General features: G+C 44.1%; 10 protein-coding genes. 6 read left to right on the forward strand and 4 right to left on the reverse strand.

Annotated elements, in window-relative coordinates:
- The 4 genes from A3G19_RS00960 to A3G19_RS00975 all read left to right on the forward strand — a co-directional run.
- Positions 1-583, forward strand: a 583-nt coding sequence (locus A3G19_RS00960) for a M48 family metallopeptidase (protein ID WP_294870125.1), incomplete at its 5' end; no start/stop codon positions are given.
- Complete coding sequence (gene prmC / locus A3G19_RS00965) at positions 568-1,401, forward strand: peptide chain release factor N(5)-glutamine methyltransferase (protein WP_294870127.1); 834 nt, start codon at positions 568-570, stop codon at positions 1,399-1,401. The genes A3G19_RS00960 and prmC, both read left to right, overlap by 16 nt.
- Positions 1,394-1,873 carry a DUF4149 domain-containing protein gene (locus tag A3G19_RS00970; RefSeq protein ID WP_294870129.1) on the forward strand — a complete coding sequence of 160 codons (480 nt, stop codon included), beginning with the start codon at positions 1,394-1,396 and terminating at the stop codon, positions 1,871-1,873. Before prmC ends, A3G19_RS00970 begins: the two co-directional genes overlap by 8 nt.
- Entirely contained in the window at positions 1,870-2,622 is a 753-nt protein-coding gene (locus A3G19_RS00975) for an ABC transporter ATP-binding protein (RefSeq protein WP_015653991.1), read from the forward strand. Before A3G19_RS00970 ends, A3G19_RS00975 begins: the two co-directional genes overlap by 4 nt.
- On the opposite strand, the gene A3G19_RS00980 is transcribed toward A3G19_RS00975, so the two are convergent.
- From A3G19_RS00980 to A3G19_RS00995, 4 genes are read right to left on the reverse strand one after another with little or no spacing between them, the layout of a single operon-like run.
- Entirely contained in the window at positions 2,619-2,909 is a 291-nt protein-coding gene (locus tag A3G19_RS00980; RefSeq protein WP_015653990.1) for a J domain-containing protein, read from the reverse strand. The two genes, A3G19_RS00975 and A3G19_RS00980, sit on opposite strands and share 4 nt — an antisense overlap.
- Positions 2,910-2,920: 11 nt before the next feature.
- On the reverse strand, positions 2,921-4,057 hold the full coding sequence (ftsZ, locus tag A3G19_RS00985) for a cell division protein FtsZ (protein WP_015653989.1): 1,137 nt from the start codon (positions 4,055-4,057) through the stop codon (positions 2,921-2,923).
- 18 nt (positions 4,058-4,075) lie between these two features.
- Positions 4,076-5,491 (reverse strand): cell division protein FtsA, encoded by a 1,416-nt coding sequence (gene ftsA / locus A3G19_RS00990; RefSeq protein ID WP_015653988.1) that lies wholly within the window; start codon positions 5,489-5,491, stop codon positions 4,076-4,078.
- 1 nt (position 5,492) lies between these two features.
- Entirely contained in the window at positions 5,493-6,959 is a 1,467-nt protein-coding gene (locus A3G19_RS00995; RefSeq protein ID WP_015653987.1) for a peptidylprolyl isomerase, read from the reverse strand.
- A 118-nt stretch (positions 6,960-7,077) separates the two neighbouring features.
- On the opposite strand from A3G19_RS00995, the gene A3G19_RS01000 reads away from it, so the two are divergent.
- Positions 7,078-8,373 carry an adenosylmethionine--8-amino-7-oxononanoate transaminase gene (locus A3G19_RS01000; RefSeq protein WP_015653986.1) on the forward strand — a complete coding sequence of 432 codons (1,296 nt, stop codon included), beginning with the start codon at positions 7,078-7,080 and terminating at the stop codon, positions 8,371-8,373.
- A gap of 56 nt (positions 8,374-8,429) precedes the next feature.
- The coding region (gene mraW / locus A3G19_RS01005) for a 16S rRNA (cytosine(1402)-N(4))-methyltransferase (protein WP_294870131.1) at positions 8,430-8,629 on the forward strand (200 nt) is incomplete at its 3' end.

Raw genomic sequence — 8,629 nt, forward strand, 5'->3', positions numbered from 1 at the left:
TATCAGCGACGCAAGTAAACGGGATGCGAGGTTGAATGCCTATTTCGGCGGTTTAGGAAAGTCTAAACGGGTTGTCTTGTTCGATACACTGATCCAAAAACTCTCTCCCAGTGAGCTAATCGCTGTTTTAGGGCATGAGTTGGGGCACTTCGCGCACGGTGATTTGTACAAAAATATTGCGATAGTCGGAGTAATGCTGTTTGGAATGTTTGCCCTCTTCGGTAATCTTCCCGAAACACTTTATATGGAACTTGGAGTTTCACAGAGTCCGCACATTATTATGATGCTCTTTATCCTTCTCCTTCCGGTAGTCAGTTTTGTCATGATGCCGTTGATGGGCCTTATGAGCCGACATAATGAATATGAAGCTGATCGCAGGGGCGCTGAACTCGGCGGTGCGGAGCATTTGGTCAATGCCCTCAAAAAACTGGTGGCAGAGAACAAAAGCTTCCCCCTTTCTCACCCGCTCTATCGCTTTTTTCACACGACCCATCCTCCGGTCGTGGATCGGCTCCGTGCGTTAGGGTATGATATCCGCATTGAAAAAGATGAAGGATATGCCGACCCATGTCCAAACGACTAAAAGAGCTTCACGAAGAGATTACACTCCGATTGAACGGTGTTGTTGAATCTCCCCGCCGTGAGGCGGAACTTCTCCTTATGGCGTATCTAAATAAAGATCAGCTCTACTTTATTACACACCAAGAGGATGTGCTCGATGAAAGTGATCCGAGATTAGTGCAATGGGTTGAAAAGCGTTCCGCGAATGTTCCCCTCGAATATTTGACGAATCGCGTCAGTTTTTACAGCCGTGAGTTTTACATCGACGAGGGGGCGTTAATCCCCCGTCCGGAGACGGAGCATTTGATTGATGAAGTCTTAGGGTCCGTTTCACTCGATGATACGATGACGGTTGTCGAAGTGGGGGTAGGGAGCGGAATTATTTCGATACTTCTTGCATTGCATCTGCCAAATGCCCGTTTTATTGCTGTTGATATTTCACCGCGTGCATTGGCAGTAGCGCGCCGCAATATCGAAATGTTCGGACTGAGTGAGCGAATCGAATTGCGCGAGGGGAATTTGCTCTCACCTATCATCGAAAAAATCGATTTTCTCGTCTCTAATCCTCCCTATATCGCACATGATGCTCCGCTGGAGTCTAATCTCTCGTATGAGCCGCAAAACGCACTGTTCGGTGGTGAAATCGGGGATGAAATGATTCGTGCATTGCTGGATGAAGTGTACACTCGCCGTATTCCTTCCTTTGCGTGCGAGATGGGTTACGACCAGCGCTCAAAGGTGCAAGAATATCTTAAAAATTTTGCGGTACAATCGTTGGATTTTTATACCGATTATGCCTCGTTTGATCGGGGATTTGTGTTAAAGGCTATTCATGAATAAAAAAGCTTTGGTTGATGTTACTTATCTTCTTTTGATTGCTATGAGTGCGGGGGCTGTTTTGGTACTTGGTGTGTTTGTTGCCGCCGTAGTCTTCCACTCAGAACTCTATCTTAGTGTAGCGCTTTTGTCCCGCTACGAAGAGGGGAAAATTATGGGAGAAATCTTCCACCGTTTTACCTATTGGGCCTATTTTATGTCAGTCGTGATTGCTGTGTATGAGGTTTCTCACTATAAAGTGATGCAAATTGATAAAGTGGCTATTTTGAGCGCATTAGGTTCTATCGGGACACTGCTGCTTTTTAGTGCCGTTTATACCCCTAAAATTTTAGAATACCAAGCGCGTGGAGAAGCGGCTATTGATCCATCCTTTGAAGCACTTCACAAAGCAAGTGAGATCGACTTTAAAATACTGTTATTGATGTTATTAATCCTTTTTTCTCGTAGAGCCTATCTTATGGCGGTAAAAAAATGATCCGTTTTGAGAATGTCACCAAAAGTTTTGGAAAACGGGAGATTCTGCGCGGAGTAAATCTGGAGATCGAAAAAGGAAAAACAACGGTTATTTTTGGAGTTTCGGGCGGCGGAAAATCAACGATTATCAAACATATCGTTGGATTACTTAAACCCGATTCGGGAACCATCACCGTCGATGGGACACGGGTTGATAATGCCGATGAGACAACATTGCGTTCTATCCGCACAAAAGTGGGTTTTTTGTTTCAAAGCGGGGCTCTTTTTGACAGTATGAACATTCGCGAAAATGTTGCATTCCCGATGCTGGAACATCAACAACTCTCTTCAAAAGAACTTGAGTATAAAATTGATGAAAAGCTCACGATGGTGGGGCTTGATCCCAAAATCGTAAAATCGCTCTATCCTGAGGAATTAAGCGGGGGGATGCGTAAACGTGTCGGTTTGGCACGCACCCTCGCTCTGGAGCCTGAGGTTATTTTGTACGATGAACCGACATCGGGCTTAGACCCTGTGACCAGTGACTTTATTACGCAAATGATCTGTCGTTTACGCGAAGAGATTGGAATGACCTCGATTCTGATCAGCCACGATATAGCAGAGAGTTTTAAAGCAGGGGATAATTATGCGATGCTTTTTGATGGTGTAATTGTCGAAGCAGGGGATAAAGAGGCGTTTCGAAATTCATCTAATGCCGTGGTTCAGCAATTCATTCACGCACGCGCTGAGGGGCCGATCGCGTTTCATTAACGTCCCCCAAACTTCTTCGTCCACCACTCCTGCGGGGTGAGAGTCTTTTCTCTCAGATGTTCTTCATCAAAATTAAATTCGTATTTTGAACAATACTCAAGTAAGATAGCATACGCATCATTGATTTTGGTGCTCATCGCATGAGCCGTTTCGGTATCATCGGGGTGTTTGTCAGGATGCCATGTCCGCATCATATTTTTATAGCGGATTTTGATATCGGAAAGGGTGGCTTTGTCGCTCAGACCAAGGAGCGTTTTGGCCTTTATGAGCGTGTCAAAAGAGAGCATGGAAAGAGGGTTTAGTCTCTTTGTTGACGCATAAACGTCGGTACATCGAGGAAGTCTTCCGTATAGTCACCGTTGGCAACCATAGCAGGGCGTACAACAACACGAGGCTTAGCCGCAGCAGCTGCCACCACTTCTTTGTTTTCAAATTCATGGTTATTGATTCCCATTGCCGCTTTTTTCTCAAAACCGGTTGCAACGAGAGTGATGCGGATAAAATCTTTTGCCAATGTTTCATCGGTAGTAGTACCGAAGATAACGTCTGCTGCTTCATCAACACTGTTGTGGACAACGTCCATTGCAGCAGAGAGTTCCATAAATGGAAACTCAGGGTGCATGCTAAAGTGTACCAAAACCCCAAGAGCCCCGTTAACTGACATGTTGTCAAGCAATGGAGACTCGATAGCGTTTTTGATTGCTTCGTAGGCTGCGTTTTCACCTTTATATTCACCAACACCCATAAGAGCCAAACCACGGTGGCTCATAACGGTTTGCAAGTCGGCGAAGTCAAGGTTGATGTCGTTGTCACCGCTGGCTAGAATTACACCCGATGTTCCGCTAACGGCGCGAGCAAGTACGCTGTCAACGATTTTGAAGCTCTCTTTGATCCCGAGTTTCGGGTCAATAATTGAGAGAAGTTTGTCATTTGGGATGACAACGATACAATCGGATTCATTTTTCAATTCGTTCAACCCGTCTTCGGCAAGTTTAAGACGTTTTTTCCCTTCGAAAGAGAAAGGTTTGGTTACAACTGCGATCGTTAAAGCACCCACTTCTTTAGCGATTTTAGCGATGATTGGAGCGGCACCTGTACCGGTTCCTCCGCCAAGACCTGCTGCTACGAATACGATATCCGCACCCTCTAATGCACGAGAAAGGTCTTCATAGCTCTCTAAAGCGGATTCTTTACCCACTTCAGGTTTCATCCCCGCACCCAAACCTTTGGTCAGTTTTGCACCGAGTTGGATTTTGGTTGCCGCAGAACCATGTTCTAGCACTTGAGCATCCGTATTTGCAATGATAAGTTCAATACCGGGAATAGCTTCTTTAAGCATATATCCGATCATGTTTCCACCGCCGCCGCCGACACCGACTGCTACAATACGTGCTCCTGTGAGAGTTGTTGATTCTTCAATTGAAAATGGTTCCATGCTTGCTCCTTGACGTGATTAAAATAGTTGAGTTGCCCAATTCCAAAACTTGGCAATTGGATTTGGTTGATCGGTTTGAACAGGTTTATTAGACCCGATATTAACCATTTTTTGAGCTTCCGCTTTTTTCTCTTCCTTCACTGGCGGTGGCGTTGCAGCTGCCGTCGGTGATGGAGTAGGTATTGCTGTGGAAGTTTCAAATTTTGGCGCCTCTTCGTGGATTTGATGACTCATTTGCGCGGCTGTCGGTTCTTCACTGCTATGGCGCATACGTCGATTTACGTCGATTTCGTACGGAGTATAATCACCGGCGAGGTATTTGACCAATCCGACAGCTCCTGAGTAAGAAGGATCTCTGAGGGTATCAAATAGACCGCCGACATCGGTCGGTTTAGCAAGACGCACCGGCATATTGTCTAAAATAGCAACGGCGAGTTCGCGGAGACCTTCGATTTTAGTAAATCCTCCGGTGAGAACAACACCGGCACCCATGTGTTCTTTGAGCCCGCTTTTTTCAATCGATTGAGCGATAATCATTAATGTCTCTTCTACACGGGCATAAATGACGTTATGAACCACTTCGAGAGAAACTTCATGCGTTGATGTTTCATCACCGATTACAGGGAGTTCGATCAAATCATTACTTGGAGCATAGAGCGAGCCGTAATTGATTTTGACATTATCCGCAGTGTGCAGAGGCGTGTGCAAAGCCATTGATAAATCATTAGTAATATGATTTGAACCGACACCCAAAAAGTCGTTGTATCGGATTGCATGACCCGAATGGATAACGATGTTGCTCGTATTACCACCCATGTCGACAACGGCAGCTCCCAACTCTTTTTCATCCGCGTTGAGAACAGCGATGGCTGAAGCGTATCCGCTGAGCACAACACTCTCAACATCAACACCGGCAGCTTTTACCGCTTTGCGCAAATTGTTAAGATTGCTTTTTTGGGTTGTGATGATATGGGTTTCAACTTCCAAGCGTGAAGCGTTCATCCCTAACGGGTCTTCGATAAAATCTTGGTCATCAACTTTGAAGTTATACGGCAGGGCATGTAAAACTTCAAACTCATTCGGGATGTTGGCATTATACAAAGAGGTATGCATAACACGTTGAATCTCATTGAGGGTGATCTCTTTGTTCGGGATATTAACGATGCCGCTGGAATTTAGACTTTTCGTATAGGCACCGGAGATGGTGACGACTGCACTTCGAAGTTCGGTTCCTGCAACACGTTTAGCATCATTGAGTGCGCTTTTGATCGATTTGGATGCAAGCTCAATGTTGGTGATGCTCCCTTTGCGAAGGCCTTGTGCTTTTGCAATACCGGCTCCAATGATTTGCGCGTGGTTGTCATCATCGATTTCCGCGATGAGCGCACAAACTTTAGTTGAGCCGATATCAATGGCTAAAACGGTTCGTTTCAAATCAAATCCCCTCTACATAGATTTCAACAGGATACTTGCCCTCAAGCGCTTTAATCAGCCCTTGATCCAACAAGCTTCCTTTGAGCTTCAGTACGACATTTTCATCCGCTATTGTTTTGTCTTGAAGCAACTTTTGTTCCAAAACGTTATAAAGAATAACATTTCCACTTTCCAAAGTAATAAAACCTTGTTTTTGTTTGGAAGCAAACAGTTTATTTAGAAATTCTGATCCCTCAGGTGCACTCAATCCACCTATTTTAGCGCTATCACTGCGTGTGAGGAAATCAGTCGATGTTCCGGCAAATGTTTTATAACTGTTTTGAGCTAACTCTTGGAGTTTGGTTTTTTTCGCTTCACCCAGATAAAGAGCACTAACATCCGTTTTGGCTTCTTCATACGTTTTCGTACGGGCCGGATTCATTTTAACAAGTTTTACGATGATATAGTCATTACCTGCTTTGCGTGGCTTAAGAAAAGGTTTTTGATCATTTAATGCCATAATCTCTTTGGTAAGCTCAGGACTAAAGGGAGACGATTCAGAAGTTAGGGTTGCTGTCTGAGTAGCTGTAGTTGCTTTAAGAGCACCTTTTTTGTAATCGATGTAGAGACGAAGCGCCTCTTTTTCAGTCGCTTTATCATTGAGGGCTGCTACGATAGTCGCTTGTGCTTCCCCTAATGAAAGAATTTTGCCAGTGGTGTCTTTGAATGATTGGCGATTCATCTCATAAAATTCATTAATTTCGTTGGCTGCCGGAGTTGCCGTAATCGGAGCTTGGGCTACGTAAGAAATTTCGTAGCTCGGAGAAGTTTTAAACTCTTTTTGGTGTTTTTCCCAAAATACTTTGAGTTCTCCTTCATTCGGCGTGAGGGTAATCATATTCGGCGTGAGCAGTTTATAGCTGATTTTGTCTGAAACACCCAATGCACTGCCAAGCGCTTTTGATTCACTTGCTTTAGCACCCGATGCGAGAAGGTAAAGAGTTTTTTGGATTAAGAGCTCTTTTTTCATCGACTCTTCGTACTCTTTGATCGTTAAACGGTTTTGTTTTAATGCTTCAGCATAAACGGTTTTGTCAAACGTTCCGTCTTTTGAAAATACGCTTTGTGATTTGATGATATTTAAAAGTTCTTCATCGGTAACGACCAATCCGTAGCTGTTCGCTAGATTGAGAACGAGAGCTTGATTCACCAGTTGGCGAAGTGCTTGGCGTTGGAGGCCGAATTGCTGCGCTTGTTTTTCGTCAAATTTTCCTTGGAAAAGCTGATTGTATTGATTAAAAAGGTTAGAGTAGCTTTTTTGCAGTTCAGCGGATGTAATCGAAACATCACCTACTTTAGCGACGGCTCCTGCTTTGTCTCCATAGCTGTATTGACCCCATCCGACGAATCCGGCTCCGATAAAAGCGATCGTGGAGATCCAAATCGTAATGACCAAGTATTTCCGATGGCGTTGCATCCAAGTAATCATATTAAACGATCCTATTGTAAAATTCAGATATTCTATTCAGTTTACCATTAAACTTGGATGAAAATAGTGCACGACTAACAAATGTTATCATATTATAACTCAGATTTAGAGGCTTTTCATGAATAATTTAGAGATATCCAAGCGTGACTTGAGTGTATTATGGCATCCGTGTACTCAAATGAAAGATCACGAGACGATTCCTCTTGTTCCTATTTCCAAAGGAGAAGGGGTATATCTGTACGATTTTGAAGGGAACCGCACTATCGATGCTATCAGCAGTTGGTGGGTGAACCTTTTTGGCCATTGCAACCCCTACATCAACCAAAAAATTAAAGAGCAGCTGGATACACTGGAACATGTTATTTTGGCTGGATTTACTCATGAGGGGATCGTGCGACTCTCTGAGAGATTGGTTAAACTCTCACCCGATGGGCTAACACGCTGTTTTTATGCCGATAACGGTTCGAGTGCGATTGAAGTAGCTCTAAAAATGTCGTATCACTCTCATAAAAACGGCGGAAAAGAGAAAGGGTTGTTTGTCTCACTCTCGGAGAGTTACCATGGTGAGACATTGGGAGCGCTGTCAGTCGGGGATGTAGCTCTGTATAAAGAGACGTATGAGCCGTTGCTGATCCGCTCTATTCAAACACCGTCCCCGCTCAATCAGAGTATCGAGGCGGCTTTGGAAGCGGCCAAATTGTTTGAAATATTGCTCATAGAACGAAGCCATGAGATAGCGGCATTGATAGTTGAACCGTTAGTGCAAGGGGCAGGGGGAATGAAAATGTATCATCCTCTCTTTTTGAGTGAAACAAAACGGTTGTGTGAAGTTTATGACGTCCATTTTATTGCAGATGAGATTTTGGTCGGTTTTGGACGGACGGGCACTATGTTCGCGTGTGAGCAAGCAGGTATAACACCCGATTTTTTAATTCTCTCAAAAGGGCTTACAGGGGGATATTTGCCTCTGTCGGTTGTACTAACAACGGAGGCGGTCTATGATTCGTTTTATTGTGAATACAACCCCGCGCGGTCCTTTTTACACTCACACAGTTATACGGGAAATGCACTGGCGTGTGCGGCGGCCAATGCTACTCTTGATATTTTCGAATCGGAGAAAGTGATTGAAAACAATCAACGAACGATTGCCTTTATAAGCGATGAATTAAAGCGTTTTAAGTCATTGCCGAGAGTCAAAGAAGTACGTCAGTGCGGAATGATAGCGGCGATTGAGTTGGAGGGATTCGATCCATCAGAGCGGATTGGATTGAAAATTCATCAGTATTGTATGGCACAGGGGGTATTGATTCGGCCGCTGGGAAGTGTAATTTATGTAATGACACCGTATGTGATTTCTTTTGATGAGCTAAAAAGGGTGTTTGATGCAATAGAAGCGGCACTGGGTAACATTTAAATCTGTTATTAGTGAGGTTAAGCTATCATTAGGGCAATAAATTTAAAGGCAGCTACGTGCAAGAAACTCCCCATATCCCTGTCCTTTATCGCGAAGTGATTGAAGCATTCTCTGAGTGTAAAGAGGGAAATGTTATTGATTGTACGATGGGATACGGAGGACACTCTTCATTATTGCTTGATAATAACGGTGCTTTAACACTGATCGGAATCGATCAAGATCCTACCGCAATTGCCTTCTCCTCAAAACGTCTTGA

The sequence above is a fragment of the Sulfuricurvum sp. RIFCSPLOWO2_12_FULL_43_24 genome (assembly GCF_001829605.1).
Classification (GTDB): Bacteria; Campylobacterota; Campylobacteria; order Campylobacterales; family Sulfurimonadaceae; genus Sulfuricurvum.